This is a genomic window from Stenotrophomonas sp. YJH_SMC_48-3, assembly GCF_059369375.1.
On sequence record NZ_JCAFSQ010000001.1, the window covers coordinates 278,630 to 293,248 of the forward strand.

Consider the following 14,619-nt stretch of genomic DNA (forward strand, 5'->3'; position numbering starts at 1 on the left):
CCGCATTGTGTAGATCCACGCCATGCGTGGATGGAGCGCGACGGAGCAGGCACAAAAAACGCCGGGCAATGCCCGGCGTTCTTTCCAAGTCAGGTGCCAACCAACGGTTGGCACCCACCGGTCAGGTGGCCGATCAGCTGGCCAGTGCCAGGTCGTCCATCATCGCGCGCAGGAAGCGGGCGGCTTCACCGCCGGTGGCTGCGCGGTGGTCGAAGGTGACCGACAGCGGGATCACCTTGTGCGCTTCCACGCCGCCCATCACCGGGGTCATCTGGTGGCGGGCACGGCCGGCACCGACGATGGCCACGCACGGCGGCACCACGACCGGGGTTGCGTAACGACCGGCGAACATACCGAAGTTGGATAGCGAGATGGTGTAACCACTCAGTTCCGACGCCGCGATCGAACGCGATTCCACCTGCTCGCGCAGGCGGTTGACGCCTTCGCGGATGCCGCGTGCATCGAGCATGTCGGCATTGCGCAGGGCCGGCACGAACAGGCCGTCGTCGGTGTCCACGGCGATGCCGATGTCCACCTGGGCGTGCAGGGTGCGGGTCAGCGCTTCACCGTCGAACCAGGCGTTCATGGCCGGCACCTTCTGTGCGGCAACGACGATGGCGCGAACCAGGCGGGCGGTGACGTCGTTGCCCGGCAGCCAGGCGTGGATGTCGGCGTCGTCGTTCAGCGTGGTCGGCACGACCTTGCTGTGCGCGTCGGCCATGACGCGGGCCATGTTGCGGCGCACGCCCTTCAGCGGTTCCGGCTGGCCCTTGGCGACCACGCCCGGCGGCTGGGTACGCATCGGCTTGCCGGCGGCGGACAGCGGGGTGCGGGCTTCGCTCTGCACCGGGGCAGACACCTGCGCCGGGGCCGGCGCGGCATACGCGGCGGCAGCGACCGGTGCCGGAGCGGCGCCGAGCTTGGCGGTGCCGTTGGCGGCGGCCTGCTTGACGTCGGCCATGGTGACCGCGCCATCGGTGCCGGTAGCGGCCACGCGGCTCAGGTCCACGCCCAGCTTGCGCGCCATCGCACGCACGGCCGGCACGGCCTTGACGCCACCGACGGCCAGCGCCTGTTCGGCATGCACAGCATTGGAGCTCTGCATGGCGCCGACCACGGTACCGGCGTCATCGCGCTCGGCTGCGGCGGGCTTGGCTTGTTCCGCGGCGACCGGCGCAGCCGGCAGCGGCGGCGGGGTCGGTGCGGCCGCCGGCGCGGCCGGTGCGGCGTGGCCATGGCTGTGGCCGGTGTCCTGGCCATCGGCGCGCTGCGGCAGGTTCGGGTCCAGTTCGAAGCTGGCCAGCACCGAGCCGGTCGGGATGATGTCGCCGGCGCCGCCGGACAGCTTCAGCACCTTGCCGGAGAACGGCGAGGGCACTTCCACCACGGCCTTGGCGGTCTCCATCGACACCAGCGGCTCGTCCAGCTTGATCACATCGCCTTCCTTGACGAACCACTCGACGATGGTCGCGTCCGGCAGGCCTTCGCCCAGGTCGGGCAGGTTGAAGTTCTTGGTCTGGCTCATTTGCAGTTCTCTTCCAGCAGTTCCAGTTCGCGGGCCGGCAGCCAGCCCGTCGCGCCATTGGCGCGCTCGGACCACCACCACCCACCGTGTTCGTGATGAAGCTTCACCATCTCGCCGCTTTCCACATCCAGCTCGCGGGCGTCGTAGTCGCACAGCGCTTCGGCGCGACCCTCGTCCAGCAGCTGCAACCAGGCGATGGGCGCCCAGCCAGCGCGCCCATCGTTGGTGCGTACCCAAGCAAACGCCGGCCATTCCTCGTCACGCACACCTACTTCGACGATCTGGCCGGTGTGGAACCGGAGCGGGTTGGGATACTGGCTGCGGTAAGCCCCCAGAAGGCGGGCCCGCATGTCAGCCGGCCGCCACCGCGCGCTTGGCCGCAGCCACGATCCGCTCAACGCTCGGCAGGTACTTCATTTCCAGGCGGAACAGCGGAATGTGGGTGTCGTAGCCAGTAACGCGCTCGACCGGGGCCAGCAGGTCGTAGATCGATTCCTCGGCCAGGCGCGCGGCGATCTCGGCGCCGAAGCCCGCGGTTTTCGGGGCCTCCTGCACGATCACGCAGCGGCCAGTCTTGGCCACCGATTCGGCGATGGTGGCGAAGTCCAGCGGACGCAGCGTGGCCACGTCGATGACTTCGGCACTGATGCCTTCGCCGGCCAGCTTGTCGGCCGCTTCCAGCGCTTCCTTCACCTGCGCACCCCAGGTCACCAGGGTCACGTCGGTGCCGTCGCGCAGCACGAAGCAGACGTCCAGCGGCAAGGCTTCGCCGTCGTTGACGACCACTTCCTTGTACTGGCGGTAGATGCGCTTGGGCTCCATGTAGATCACCGGATCCGGCTCGCGGATCGCGGCCAGCAGGAGGCCGTACGCACGCTGCGGCGACGACGGCAGCACCACGCGCAGGCCCGGCACGTTGGTGAAGATCGCCTCGTTGGCTTCGCTGTGGTGTTCCGGCGCGCGGATGCCACCGCCCCACGGCACGCGCAGCACCATCGGGCAGTGCAGGCGGCCACGGGTACGGTAACGCAGGCGTGCGGCGTGGCAGACGATATGGTCGACCATCGGGTACATGAAGCCATCGAACTGGGCTTCTGCCACCGGCTTCATGCCCTGCGCGGCAAGACCAATCGTCAGGCCGGCGATGGTGGTTTCATCCAGCGGGGTGTCGAGGATGCGGTCCGAGCCGAAGCGCTGCTGCAGACCGGCAGTGGCACGGAACACGCCGCCGTTGACGCCCACGTCCTCGCCCAGCACCAGCACCGACGGATCGTGTTCCAGCTCCCAGGCCAGCGCCTGGGTGATGGCTTCGATGAGGGTGATCGGGGTGGTGGTCATGCTGTCATCTCCGCGCGCGACTGCAGCGCTGTCGGCGGCGTTGGTGTGCGCGCCGGGCGCGCCGTTCTTGATCTCATCCATGGCGCTTCTCCAGGGCGATCGCCTGGGCACGCTGGGCCAGCAGGTCCGGCGGCGGATCGGCATACAGGAAGTCGAACATCGCCTCGACCGGCTGCACCGGCGTGTTGAGGTACAGGTTCACTTCCTCGTCCACGCGCGCGCCGCACTCGGCGGTCCAGGCGGCTTCTTCTTCCTCGCTCCACACCCCGGCGTTGATCAGGTACTTGCGCAGGCGCAGCATCGGCTCGCGCTGCCAGGCATCCTTCACTTCGGCATCGTCGCGGTAGCGGCGCGCGTCATCAGCGGTGGTGTGGTCGGACAGGCGGTAGGTCATCAGTTCCAGCACGGTGCCACCGTCGCCGGCCAGCGCACGTTCGCGCGCCTGTTCCATTGCCGCCAGCACCGCGATCAGGTCGTTGCCGTCCACCTGCAGGCAGTGCAGGCCGCCCGCCAGGCCCTTCTGCGCCAGCGTTTCGGCACCGGTCTGGGCCGAACGCGGCACCGAGATGGCCCAGCCGTTGTTGACGATGCACAGGATCAGCGGCAGCTTGTAGGCGCCGGCCGAGTTCAGTGCCGCGTAGAAGTCGGTCTTGGAGCTGCCACCGTCGCCGCACACGGCCACGGCGATCTGCGGTTCCTTGTTGAGCTTGAACTTCAGCGCGGCACCTGCCGCATGCAGGCACTGGGTGGAAATCGGCACGCAGAACGGGAAGTCCCTGGCCGCGTTGCCGCCGTAATCGTTGCCGCGTTCGTCGCCGCCCCAGTACATCAGCACGTCGTGCGGGCGCACGCCACGCATGAACATCGCGCCATACTCGCGGTACGAAGGCGCGAACACGTCGTCCTTCTGCATCGCCGCGCCGATACCCACGTGCGCGGCTTCATGGCCCAGGCAGGCGGCATAGGTGCCGAGCTTGCCGGTGCGCTGCAGCGCGATGGATTTGCTGTCGAACGTGCGTACGAACAGCATCTGCTTGAACAGCGGTACCAGGACCTTGGGGTCGCGCAGCGACACGGGCAGGTCGTCACGGACGAGCGTGCCGTCCGTGTCCAGGTACTGCAGGTATTCGATCTTGAATTCAGCGGCAACCGTCATTGCGTACTGCACCTTCGACAGAGAAGTTACAAATGATATGAATCGCCATGTTAAGGAACGCGTACGGAATAGCCTTCCTGCGCCGCAACACGGAGATTCCCCGTTTTACCCCTGCCGGCGGGTGGGGGGCCAATAACAACAACGTATTCAGTCGTTGCTGCAAAGCATCAGAATACGCCTCTGGCTGACTGCCGGTACAACGGCGCGGACGGTTCCACGCGCAGGCCGGTGGTCGGCCGATGCTCCACGGCCAGCCGCACGCCCCGGTATGGACCGGGCGGCTGCCAGCGCGGCGGCAACGCGCTACCCTTGCCGCCCCCGATCTGGTCCCGCCCATGTCCGTCGACAACAACCAACGCGATCTCGAAGCCGGCATCCACACCGACCTGCAGGGACGCCTGACCTACGGCGGCTACCTGCGGCTGGACCAGCTGCTCAGCGCGCAGCAGCCGCTGTCCAGCCCGCCGCACCATGACGAGATGCTCTTCATCATCCAGCACCAGACCTCGGAGCTGTGGCTGAAGCTGCTGGGCCATGAGCTGCGTGCCGCAATCGGCTTCCTGCAGCGCGATGAAGTCTGGCAGTGCCGCAAGGTGCTGGCGCGCAGCAAGCAGGTGCTGCGCCAGCTGACCGAGCAATGGTCGGTGCTGGAAACGCTGACCCCGTCCGAGTACATGGGCTTCCGCGACGTGCTGGGCCCGTCGTCGGGCTTCCAGTCGCTGCAGTACCGCTACATCGAGTTCCTGCTGGGCAACAAGAACGCGCAGATGCTGCAGGTGTTCGAGCATGACCCGGCCGGGCAGGCGCAGCTGCGCACCGTGCTGGAGGCGCCCAGCCTGTACGAGGAATTCCTGAAGTACCTGGCCCGCTTCGGCCATGCCGTGCCGGCGGTCTACGAGGCCCACGACTGGACCCAGCCGCACGTGGCCGACGACGCATTGCAGCCGGTCTTCGAGCGCATCTACCAGGACACCGACCGCTACTGGCGCGAGTATGCGCTGTGCGAGGACCTGGTGGACCTGGAGACGGCTTTCCAGCTGTGGCGATTCCGACACATGCGCACCGTGATGCGGGTGATCGGCTTCAAGCGTGGCACCGGCGGTTCGTCCGGCGTGGGCTTCCTGGCCAAGGCGCTGGAACTGACCTTCTTCCCCGAGCTGTTCCAGGTGCGCACCAGCCTGCAGGCCGCGCCCCCGGCAGCGCTGGGCTGATCCCCATTCAGCTTGGTTCCCCGCCCGCGGCTGGATCGTTTCAGATGCAAGTTCAGGGAGCAGGCTGCCACCTGCCTCAAACGGCGTGTATTTGACGTGAACGCCAGAAGTCGGTGATCCTCGCGCGTTGCTCCAACTGCACAGCGGACGTGCTCGTCATCCACCGAACCAGGAAATCCGCATGAGCGTAAACGCCACTGCGAACACCCCAGAGCCGGCACTGCCGGACTTCAAGACCACGCTGGGCCACCCGCGCCCGTTGTGGATGCTGTTCATGACCGAGTTCTGGGAACGCTTTGCGTTCTACGGCATCCGCTGGGCGTTGGTGCTCTACATCGTTGCCCAGTTCTACAACGGCAGCGCTGCCGGTGAAGGCGACGCCAGCCGCATCTATGGCGCCTACCTGGCCCTGGTGTACGCCGCGGCCATCTTCGGCGGCTACGTGGCCGACCGGGTACTGGGCTACCAGCGCTCGATCCTGACCGGCGCGATCATCATGGCCGCCGGCCTGTTCATGATCTCGCTTCCGCAGGAGCACATCTTCAAGCTCGGCCTGGCCACGATCATCGTCGGCAACGGTCTGTTCAAGCCCAACATCTCGACCATGGTCGGCAAGCTGTACGGCCTGAAGGACGAGCGCCGCGATTCGGGCTTCACCATCTTCTACATGGGCATCAACATCGGCGCGATGATCGCCCCGGTGCTGACCGAGTACCTGGCCCGCAAGGTGTTCGGTACCGATGCGATGCCGTCCTACAAGGTCGTGTTCATCGCCTCGGGCGTGGGCATGCTGATCTCGCTGGTGTGGTTCTACATCGGTCGTGCCGGCCTGAAGGGCATCGGCGCACCGCCGGCCGGCGCGGAAGGTTTCGGCCGCATCATCATGGTGCTGGCCGGTGCCGTGGTCGCCATCCCGGTCGCGTACTTCCTGCTGGCCACCGGCGCCACCGCGCTGGCCTGGATCCTCGGCGCGATGTTCACCGCGCTGGCCATCCTGCTGCTGGTCGAGGGCATCCGCGAAGGCAAGGTGCAGCGCGACCGCGTGATCGCCATGCTGATCATCTTCGCCTTCAACGTGATGTTCTGGATGTTCTTCGAGCAGGCCGGCAGCTCGTTCACCTTCCTGGCCGAGAACATCGTCAACCGCCAGTTCGGCAGCTGGACCTTCCCGACCGCGTGGTTCCAGTCGGTCAACTCGGTGGCGATCATCACCCTGGCCCCGGTCATCGCCTGGATCTGGGTGGCGATGGGCCGCGCCAATCCGTCCATCCCGCGCAAGTTCGGCCTGGGCCTGCTGTTCAACGGCGCCGCCTTCGCGCTGCTGATGTTCGCCCTGTCGCAGATGGTGGTGGACGGCAAGATCCCGTTCTGGACCCTGTTCATGGTCTACGTCATCCAGTCGGTGGGTGAGCTGTGCCTGTCGCCGATCGGCCTGTCGATGGTGACCAAGCTGGCCCCGGTGCGCCTGGTCGGCTTCGGCATGGGTGGCTGGTTCCTGTCCACCGGCATCGGCAACAACCTGTCGGGCATCTTCGCTGGCGTGGTCAGTGGTGAAGGCGGCATGACGGTCGAGTCGGCCCTGAAGGGGTATACCTTCGGGTTCTGGGCCCTGATCGGCTCCGGCGTGGTGCTGTTCCTGATCGCCCCGCTGATCAACAAGCTGATGCACGGCGTCAAATGATGATGAGAGGGTAGAAGGCATGCGTAGCAAGCTCGGTACTGCGGTAGTGGTGGTCTGTGCGGCGCTGATAGGCGCCTGTTCCCAACCGCAACCACCTGCGACCGCCGAGCCCACGCAGCCCCTGGATACCCGACCCACCGAGCCACCGGTCGCTGACCCCAGCGAACCGGTGGCCTCGGGCAACACCCCGGTGGCGGCGGACATCGCCGCCATCGCCGGGCTCGGTGCGCAGTTCGACCCGGCCCGCAACCCCGCCGATGACCTGGCCACCGCCAAGGTGGAAGCCCAGCGGGGCAAGAAGCGCATCCTGCTGGAGATCGGCAACGCCGCCTGTGAGCGCTGCCGGGCGCTGGACGATGTGGTGGAAGGCAACGGCGACCTGCGTCGCTTCCGCGATGCCCACTACGTGTGGGTGAAGGTCAACGCCAGCGACGAGCAGCCCAACACCGCGTTCCTTGCCCAGTTCCCGGTGATGGAACGCGACTATCCGCATCTGCTGGTGCTGGACGCCGATGGTGGCCTGCTGGTGTCGCAGGCGACCGCTGAGCTGCGCAGGGGCGAGGCGTTCCAGCCTGCGCGGGTGAGCGCGTTCCTCAAGCAGTGGGCACCCGACAAACCGGAATAGGGGAGTGCCGGCCGCTGGCCGGCAGGGGGGGGGGGGTGGGTGCCAACCGCTGACCGCCAACCCCGGCGGATGCCGACCGCTGACCGCCATCCCCGGTGGGGGCCGACCGTTGGTCGGCACAGAAGTGCATCCACGCATGGCGTGGATCTACTGTGGTTGCGGTCACATTCCCGGAATCGGCATCTCAATATCGCAACGCGCTCGCCGTTACCGGCAAGGACCTCAGTCGACATCCCGTCGATGCAACCTTCCGGAACGCCCATGCACAGCGACCACGCCGAACGATTGCCCGGACCCGCCAGTGAGCTGGCCGAGGGTGGAGCAGGCGAGGGCGTGACCCTGCCGCCGCAGGAGGCGCTGCTGGATGACGCCGGTACCGGCGAGGCCACCGTCGATCTGGCACCGCCGCGCCATCGCCTGCCGCAGATCGCGCTGCCCGATAACGTGGTGCTGAAGGGTGCGGTGCAGAAACTGGTCGAGCAGAAATCGCGGCTCGATGCACTGGCCGCCGATGGCCAGCTGGCCGGGCTGCTGCCACCGGAGTGGCAGGGCCATGGCGTGCGCGCGATTGAACTGTCCACCTTCATCCAAGGCGTGCTGCCGTTCCTGCAACCCGGCGAACGTGGCGAAACCGCGCCGGCGCGCCTGCCGGTGCGCCATGTGCTGGGTGACGACAGCCGCTGGGGCCTGGACGATGTCGCCGAACCGAAATCGTTGGCCTGGTACCTGGCTAGCGACGAACGCGCCACCGCCGGCAGCAAGGACGTGGCCGAGGCCTATCTGGTGGGTGCACTCGGCCTGGCGTGGATGCAGGAGGGGCGTAGCCGCCCCGGTTTCCTGCGCGCGATGGGCCAGGACAGCCTGGCGGCACGGGTGACCATGCTCGGCTACCCGCCGGCCAACGAACTGGCGCTGTACAGCGTCACCGCGCACGGCCAGTCGCAGATCTGGTGCGTGCATGGTCGCCGTCGCATGCGCCCGCTGGTGGCGCCGTGGCTGAGCGTGCCGCTGCTGACCGCGTATGGCGTGCCGGCGCCGGTCGCGTGGCCGTCCAGTTTCCCGCCTGTGGAGGCCGTGGCCGAGCTGTTGGCAACCGCACGGCAGGGGCGCGCGCTGCCGGAAGTGGATCTGGGCAAGGCCGTGGCGAAGATCGCCGAAGAGGCCGCATCCGAAGCCTGGCAACCGGTCAGCCTGCTGCAGCTCAACACCTGGTCACCGCGTTGGCATTTCTTCCTGGGCACCTTCGTCGGCCTGCCGTCGCTGCTGCTGGTGGCGGCGGCGCTGGCGCTGCCCGGTGCGGTCGAGGCGGCCACGGTTGCTGCATCACTTGGCTTCGCCGGTGGTGCCATCGCGGCGCTGGCGGTGCCGTGGATCCACGCGCGGCGCAAGCACCTGAGCTGAAAAAAGGGGACGGAGGGGATTAAGTCGTTTCAGGCACACCTGTACTCATTACGACTTAATCCCCTCCGTCCCCTTTTTCTTTCAGACGCCTTCGCCCATCCGCTCCAGGCCGTCACCGGCCAGGCGCAGGATCAGCTTTTCCAGCAGCTGTTCCTCCTCCTCGCTCAGCACCGACATCAGCTTGCGGGTGATCTCGATCACCATCGGCGCGATGGTCTCGTACACCTCGAAACCGGCCGCGGACAGCGCCAGCACCGAGCGGCGGCGGTCATCGCCGTGGGTCTCGCGCTTGATGAAGCCGCGCTCCAGCAGGCGGGCCACGGCGCGGCTGACCGCCACCTTGTCCATCGCCGTGCGGTCGGAGACCTCGCTGGCCGAGGAACCCGGGTACAGCGCCAGGATAGTGATGACCCGCCACTCGGGGATCGCCAGACCGTAACGATCGCCGTATAGCTTGGCGATGTTGCCGCTGACCCGGTTGGACAGCACGCTCAGCCGGTACGGCAGGAACTGTTCCAGGTCGAGCAGGACGTGCGAGGCACGCAGGCGGGTCGAGGCGGGATCGGGGCTCATGTTGCGGTGCACCTTGCTGGTGGTTTCAAGTGTAACTATAAGGGGTGGGTCCAGACCCTGCATTCTCGCCGGGTCCCTACCTGCCCGCACCTGGTTTGTACCGATGCGGTACCGATTCGGAGCCACGCCATGAATACCGCAGTCCCGACCGCCTCGCACCCCAACCCCGGCATGCAGGTCACCACCTTCGAGAACCCGATGGGCATCGACGGCTTCGAGTTCGTCGAATTCGCCGCCCCGGCCGGCCGTGGCCAGGAGCTGCACGAGTACTTCCGGAAGATGGGCTTCAGCGCGGTGCTCAAGCACAAGCAGCGTCCGATTACCGTCTATCGCCAGGGCGACGTCAACTTCCTGGTCAATGAAGACCCCGATTCGTTCGCCGCCGACTTCGCCGAGAAGCACGGTCCGTGCGCGTGCGGCTTCGCCATCCGCTTCAAGAAGCCGGGCCAGGAGGTCTACCAGACCGCGCTGGGCAACGGTGCCGAAGCCATCGCCTTCAAGGCGGACAGCAAGGCGGTCAGCGCCCCGGTCATCAAGGGCATCGGCGATTGCATGCTGTACCTGGTCGACCGCTACGGCGCGGCCGGCAGCATCTACGACGGCGACTACGAGCCGATCGCCGGCGCCGACCTGCACCCGGTGGGCTTCGGCCTGACCTTCATCGACCACCTGACCCACAACCTGTACTTCGGCAACATGCAGCAGTGGTCGGATTACTACGAGCGCCTGTTCAACTTCCGCGAGATCCGCTACTTCGACATCAAGGGCCTGAAGACCGGCCTGGTGTCCAAGGCGATGACCGCGCCCGATGGCATCGTGCGCATTCCGCTGAACGAATCTTCGGACCCGAAGAGCCAGATCAACGAGTACCTGGACGCGTACAAGGGCGAGGGCATCCAGCACATCGCCTGCTTCACCGAGAACATCTACGAGACCGTCGAAGCAATGCGCGCGCAGGGCGTGGACTTCCTGGATACGCCGGAGACCTACTTCGAGGTGATCGACCAGCGCGTGCCGAACCACGGTGAAGACGTGCCGCGCCTGGCCAAGAACAAGATCCTGATCGATGCCGATCCGGAAACCCACCAGCGCAAGCTGCTGCAGATCTTCACCCAGAACTGCATCGGCCCGATCTTCTTCGAGATCATCCAGCGCAAGGGCAACGAAGGCTTCGGCGAAGGCAACTTCACCGCGCTGTTCGAGAGCATCGAGCGCGACCAGATCCGACGCGGCGTGCTGTAAGGTCTGCAGGCAATGTCGGCTTCCGGTCGACATTGCCTGTCCGAATGGTAGTTCCGGCCGCTGGCCGGCAATCTCTGGAGTTCCCATGTCCCCCGCCATCACCGCCCGCGGCTACCAGTCCGGCTTCGGCAACGAATTCGCCACCGAGGCCGTCGCCGGCGCGCTGCCGGTCGGACAGAACTCACCGCAGAAGGTGGCCCACGGCCTGTACGCCGAACAGTTGACCGGCACCGCCTTCACTGCGCCGCGCGGCAGCAACCGCCGCAGCTGGCTGTACCGGATCCGCCCGGCGGTGGCCCATGGCGAGTTCACCCCCTTCGCGCAGTCGCAGCTGCAGTGTGATTTCGGCGCTCAGCCGGCCTCGCCAAACCAGCTGCGCTGGAGCCCGCTGCCGCTGCCGGAGCTGCCGACGGACTTCGTCGAAGGCCTGTACACGATGGGTGGCAACGGCTCGCCCGATGCGCATGCCGGCGTGGGCATCCACCTGTACGCTGCCAACCGCGACATGGTCGGCCGCTACTTCTACGACGCCGACGGCGAGCTGCTGATCGTGCCGCAGCTGGGCGCGCTGCGCCTGCTGACCGAGCTGGGCGTGATCGAGATCGAGCCGCAGCAGATCGCGGTGATCCCGCGCGGCGTGCGCTTCCGCGTTGAACTGCCCGATGGCCCGAGCCGTGGCTACATCTGCGAGAACTACGGTGCGCTGCTGAAGCTGCCCGACCTCGGCCCGATCGGTTCCAACGGCCTGGCCAATCCGCGCGACTTCGAGACCCCGCATGCGGCGTTCGAGGATGTGGATGGCGACTTCGAACTGATCGCCAAGTTCGAAGGCCGCCTGTGGCGTGCACCGATCGACCATTCACCGCTGGACGTGGTGGCCTGGCACGGCAATTACGCGCCGTACCGCTACGACCTGCGTCGCTTCAACACCATCGGTTCGGTCAGCTACGACCACCCGGATCCGTCGATCTTCCTGGTGCTGCATTCGCCCAGCGACACCCCGGGCACCAGCAACATGGACTTCGCGATCTTCCCGCCGCGCTGGCTGGTGGCGCAGAACACCTTCCGTCCGCCGTGGTTCCACCGCAACATCGCCAGCGAGTTCATGGGCCTGGTGCATGGCGCCTACGACGCCAAGGCCGAAGGCTTCGTGCCGGGTGGCGCATCGCTGCACAACTGCATGAGCGGCCACGGCCCGGATGCACCGACCTTCGACAAGGCGTCCAATGCCGACCTTTCCAAGGCCGATGTCATCAAGGACACGATGGCCTTCATGTTCGAGACCCGCGCGGTGATCCACCCGACCGCACAGGCACTGGCCGCCGGCCACCGCCAGGGCGACTACCAGCAGTGCTGGAACGGCCTGCGCAACAACTTCCGGTCGTCCCGCTAGCGTGGTGGGTGCCGACCGTTGGTCGGCACGATGCGCCGGAACCTGCGCTTACGCCACCTCGGCGAAGGCGTCGCAATGCTCCAGCGGCAACGCCTCCAGCAGGCGCTGGCGCACGCGCTGGCAATAGCCATCCGAAGTCAACGCGGGCAGCAGCTGCATCGCCGACTGCAGCCGCTGCAGCACCTCATCCTCCGCACGCGCCTGCTGCAGATCGCGGAACAGCGCCGCTGCCTGCGGATGCCGCTGCATTTCCAGGATACCCAGCAGGTAGATGCGCGCTGCCACCAGCGAACGGCGACGTTCGACCGGCGTGGCGCTGGCGTTCGTTGGCACCTTCACCAGCGCCGCATTGACCGGTTCGGCAGCGGCGTGAGGGGGTGCCGCCGCCGTTGCCGTGCCGGTCGCCAGATAGCCCGCCTGCACCAGCTGGATGACCATCGCCGGCGCATCCTGTCCAAGCAGACCGGTCAGGTCGGCGACGGTACGCTGGCCGTCGCACAGGATCAGCAGCCGGCGCTGGCGCATGTCCAGCGGCGCGCGGTGGGCCTGCAGCGCGGTTCGGGCGAGATCGGTCTTGCGCGGTTGCATGGAAGGGACGGCCAGATCGGTGCTCGCCGAGCCTGAACGAGGGCGATGAAACCGCGATGACAATGCAGCGCCTGCACACCGGATGGGTTAGCGTGCAGCCATCTTCGTGCCAGGGAACCGCACCGATGAAGCACCTCCCGATTGCTGGTCTGTTGCTCCTTTCGCTCGCCGCCTGCAGTGCGGGCCCCGACAAGCAGGGGGCGGCCGGTAGCGGCAGCGACACCCCGGCGGAAACCGCCTCGGCGACCGGGCCTGCGCAGTCGGCCGATCCTGATCTGGCAACCCGCCCCGCCAACGACCGTCGCGAGGACAGTCCCGCGCGCCTGGATGGCTTCGGCGGCGCCGCGCTGGGCGCCGGCATCGCCGAGGTCCGCAGTGGCTTCGGCACGCCGCTGCAGGGTCTGGGCACCGATGCGGCCGGCAAGCCGCTGCCGGCTGACGACAGCAACGACGGCTGCTACTTCCTGCGCCCGCAGGATGCCGAAGAGCCGCGCCTGATGATCGAAGGCCGCAAGCTGGTGCGCTACGACGTGCGCAGCGCCGCCATCACCGCACCAGGCGGCGGCAAGGTCGGCATGACCCTGGGTGAGCTGCAGGTGCTGTACCCGGAGCGGGCCGATGTCGGCCCTGACAAGTACGACGAGAAGGCCCAGCACCTGCGCGTGCGCCCGGCGCAGGAGGGGGGGGCGGTGATCGACTTCGCGCTCGGCGCTGATGGTCGGGTCAGTGCCTGGCGCGTCGGCAAGACCCCACAGGTCGATTACGCCGAAGGCTGTGGCTGATCCTTGATCCACCGCCCAGCCATGCGCTCGGGCCACGCGTAGAATCGCGCCACCATTGCTGGGGGAGTGCTCGATGATCGCCATTGCCATTGCCTGGTTCCTGCTCGGCCTGCTGCTGCTGGCGCTGGGCGGGGACTCCATCGTCAAGGCCGTGTCCGGCCTGGCCCAGCGTTTCGGGGCCAGCCCATTCACTGCCGGGCTGCTGCTGCTCGGGGTGGCCACCTCGTTGCCGGAGCTGGCAGTCAACGCGCGCGCGCTGGCGGTGGGCCAGCCAGAACTGGCGCTGGGCAATGCGGTCGGCAGCAGCATCACCAACCTGGGCCTGACCCTGGCCGTGGCGGCCATGGCTGCGCCCCTGCTGCTGCGCGCGCGCCTGCAGACGGTGCTGTGGTGGTCGCTGCTGGCGGCAGGTGTGCTGCTGATCCTGTTCGGGCTTGATGGCGGCCTGGCACGTTGGGAGGGCGGCATACTGCTGGCCGGCTTCATCGTGGTGCAGGTGCTGCTGCTGCGCCGTGGTCGCAGCGAGAGCGCGGAGGTGCAGGTGGCCATCGCCGAGTCCGCACTGAGCCGCACCAGCCTGCCGTTGAACGTGCTGCGCGTGCTGATTGCCGCGTTGACGCTGTACTGGGGCGCGCGCCTGGTGGTGGGCGCCGCCGCCGACTTTGGCGTCGCCCTGGGTTGGACGCCGCTGCTGGTCGGCCTGCTGCCGGTGGCGATCGGTACCGCACTGCCGGAAGTGGCCACCGCCATCGCCGCCGCGCGTCGCGGGCATGGCGACATGGTGCTGGGCCACGTGCTGGGTTCCAGCGTGGTCAACCTGCTCCTGGTGATCGGTGCGATGGCCGTGCTGCAGCCGCTGGCGCTGCCGGCCTCGTTCGTGCGCCTGGAACTGCCGGCGCTGCTGGCGTTCGCGCTGGTGCTGTACCCGATGCTGCGTGGCGACCTGAAGATCAGCCGCGGCGAAGGTGTGATCCTGCTGGTCGCGTTTGTCGGCTGGTTCGTGCTGGAACTGCTGCTGGTCGGCGCACCGGCGCTGTAGAGCCGAGCCCATGCTTGGCTGCTGTTCGTGCCGACCAGCGGTCGGCACCTACGGGGCGTCACATT

The 14,619-nt window shown here is 67.3% G+C and carries 14 protein-coding genes; 8 read left to right on the plus strand and 6 right to left on the minus strand.

The window, feature by feature from the left end; all coding sequences use genetic code 11:
- Positions 1 to 133: 133 nt before the first annotated feature.
- Genes AC5P65_RS01250 through pdhA form a run of 4 tightly spaced genes read right to left on the minus strand, consistent with a single transcriptional unit; the run spans position 134 to position 4,019 of the window.
- Positions 134 to 1,525 carry a dihydrolipoamide acetyltransferase family protein gene (locus AC5P65_RS01250; protein ID WP_111104597.1) on the minus strand — a complete coding sequence of 464 codons (1,392 nt, stop codon included), beginning with the start codon at positions 1,523 to 1,525 and terminating at the stop codon, positions 134 to 136.
- The gene (locus AC5P65_RS01255; RefSeq protein ID WP_005411349.1) at positions 1,522 to 1,875 is read right to left on the minus strand and encodes an SH3 domain-containing protein; all 354 of its coding nucleotides are present in this window, start codon (positions 1,873 to 1,875) and stop codon (positions 1,522 to 1,524) included. The genes AC5P65_RS01250 and AC5P65_RS01255 overlap by 4 nt, the downstream gene beginning before the upstream one ends.
- A gap of 1 nt (position 1,876) precedes the next feature.
- Positions 1,877 to 2,944: an alpha-ketoacid dehydrogenase subunit beta gene (locus AC5P65_RS01260; RefSeq protein ID WP_005419896.1), complete on the minus strand. Its 1,068-nt coding sequence runs from the start codon at positions 2,942 to 2,944 to the stop codon at positions 1,877 to 1,879.
- Entirely contained in the window at positions 2,937 to 4,019 is a 1,083-nt protein-coding gene (gene pdhA / locus AC5P65_RS01265) for a pyruvate dehydrogenase (acetyl-transferring) E1 component subunit alpha (RefSeq protein ID WP_065186527.1), read from the minus strand. Before pdhA ends, AC5P65_RS01260 begins: the two co-directional genes overlap by 8 nt.
- 335 nt (positions 4,020 to 4,354) lie before the next feature.
- Here pdhA and AC5P65_RS01270 point away from each other — a divergent pair, with 335 nt between their 5' ends.
- The 4 genes from AC5P65_RS01270 (at position 4,355) to AC5P65_RS01285 (ending at position 8,937) form a co-directional block, all read left to right on the plus strand.
- Positions 4,355 to 5,230 carry a tryptophan 2,3-dioxygenase gene (locus tag AC5P65_RS01270; RefSeq protein ID WP_005419892.1) on the plus strand — a complete coding sequence of 292 codons (876 nt, stop codon included), beginning with the start codon at positions 4,355 to 4,357 and terminating at the stop codon, positions 5,228 to 5,230.
- A 181-nt stretch (positions 5,231 to 5,411) separates the two neighbouring features.
- Positions 5,412 to 6,911, plus strand: a complete 1,500-nt coding sequence (locus tag AC5P65_RS01275; protein ID WP_065178867.1) for a peptide MFS transporter — start codon at positions 5,412 to 5,414, stop codon at positions 6,909 to 6,911.
- 19 nt (positions 6,912 to 6,930) lie between these two features.
- On the plus strand, positions 6,931 to 7,536 hold the full coding sequence (locus tag AC5P65_RS01280) for a thioredoxin family protein (protein WP_019661528.1): 606 nt from the start codon (positions 6,931 to 6,933) through the stop codon (positions 7,534 to 7,536).
- 261 nt (positions 7,537 to 7,797) lie between these two features.
- Positions 7,798 to 8,937: a hypothetical protein gene (locus tag AC5P65_RS01285; protein ID WP_021202656.1), complete on the plus strand. Its 1,140-nt coding sequence runs from the start codon at positions 7,798 to 7,800 to the stop codon at positions 8,935 to 8,937.
- 81 nt (positions 8,938 to 9,018) lie between these two features.
- Here AC5P65_RS01285 and AC5P65_RS01290 read toward each other — a convergent pair whose 3' ends face one another.
- Complete coding sequence (locus AC5P65_RS01290; protein ID WP_026347199.1) at positions 9,019 to 9,510, minus strand: MarR family winged helix-turn-helix transcriptional regulator; 492 nt, start codon at positions 9,508 to 9,510, stop codon at positions 9,019 to 9,021.
- A 129-nt stretch (positions 9,511 to 9,639) separates the two neighbouring features.
- On the opposite strand from AC5P65_RS01290, the gene hppD reads away from it, so the two are divergent.
- Both hppD and hmgA read left to right on the plus strand, forming a co-directional pair.
- Positions 9,640 to 10,752, plus strand: a complete 1,113-nt coding sequence (hppD, locus tag AC5P65_RS01295) for a 4-hydroxyphenylpyruvate dioxygenase (protein WP_021202657.1) — start codon at positions 9,640 to 9,642, stop codon at positions 10,750 to 10,752.
- A gap of 85 nt (positions 10,753 to 10,837) precedes the next feature.
- Positions 10,838 to 12,145, plus strand: coding sequence for a homogentisate 1,2-dioxygenase (hmgA, locus tag AC5P65_RS01300; protein ID WP_180832197.1), 1,308 nt, complete (start codon positions 10,838 to 10,840; stop codon positions 12,143 to 12,145).
- Positions 12,146 to 12,193: 48 nt separating this feature from the next.
- On the opposite strand, the gene AC5P65_RS01305 is transcribed toward hmgA, so the two are convergent.
- Positions 12,194 to 12,733, minus strand: a complete 540-nt coding sequence (locus AC5P65_RS01305) for a hypothetical protein (RefSeq protein ID WP_134735169.1) — start codon at positions 12,731 to 12,733, stop codon at positions 12,194 to 12,196.
- A 125-nt stretch (positions 12,734 to 12,858) separates the two neighbouring features.
- Between AC5P65_RS01305 and AC5P65_RS01310 the strand changes: the two genes are divergently transcribed.
- Both AC5P65_RS01310 and AC5P65_RS01315 read left to right on the plus strand, forming a co-directional pair.
- Entirely contained in the window at positions 12,859 to 13,515 is a 657-nt protein-coding gene (locus AC5P65_RS01310; RefSeq protein WP_180832198.1) for a hypothetical protein, read from the plus strand.
- Positions 13,516 to 13,588: 73 nt separating this feature from the next.
- On the plus strand, positions 13,589 to 14,554 hold the full coding sequence (locus AC5P65_RS01315) for a sodium:calcium antiporter (protein ID WP_021202661.1): 966 nt from the start codon (positions 13,589 to 13,591) through the stop codon (positions 14,552 to 14,554).
- Positions 14,555 to 14,619 lie beyond the last annotated feature (65 nt).